The organism is Psychrobacter sp. 1Y4 (assembly GCF_051847555.1).
The window spans coordinates 1-537 of record NZ_JBPYDE010001068.1 but is presented as its reverse complement, the minus strand read 5'-3'; the positions used below and the strand labels follow the sequence as shown (position 1 = coordinate 537).

At 44.1% G+C, this 537-nt stretch carries 1 protein-coding gene and 1 pseudogene; both read right to left on the bottom strand.

Going from position 1 to position 537, the window contains the following annotated elements; genetic code table 11:
• Positions 1-308, bottom strand: a 308-nt coding sequence (locus ACS8FC_RS20455; protein WP_439298132.1) for an NTP transferase domain-containing protein, incomplete at its 3' end; no start/stop codon positions are given.
• Between the two features lie 71 nt (positions 309-379).
• A pseudogene (locus ACS8FC_RS20450) lies at positions 380-537 on the bottom strand (molybdenum cofactor biosynthesis protein); the annotation flags it as partial.

The following is a 537-nucleotide window of genomic DNA, read 5'->3' as shown; positions in this document are numbered from 1 at the left end:
AATGCACCACCTGTACGAATATGCTCATCATTATCAGCGCCAAAATTAGAACCATAGTCAGCAATATGCATAACGGGCGAACTGGATTTGCTCAAGCTCGCATCAGAATCAACATAAAAGCCTCGCCCATTATCCGCAATCAAAATAGGAACTTGCAACTCGCTGGCATGATGCACATGGTAATGCAATAACTGCTCACCTGTCGGCAGAGTGAGCGTCGCTTTTGGTGTACCCATACGTTTGGATGCCCCGCCAGCTAAGATCACTATACCTGCTAAGTTGTCCGAATTATTCGAGCACGTTGTCATGATGCCACTGCCTATCGATTTTGGTTAAATAGCTGTCATGGCTTCATCATTTATTATTAATTATTTATAAATCAGTCATGACTAGGATTTTGCGCCAAAAAATGCGGCACAAAGTTACACGGACGAGTACGGCTATCAAACTGATCCTTTAAGATATTTTCCCACCCTGTACGGCACGCGCCAGACGAACCTGGTAGACAAAATATACCTGTACCATTGGCCATACCAG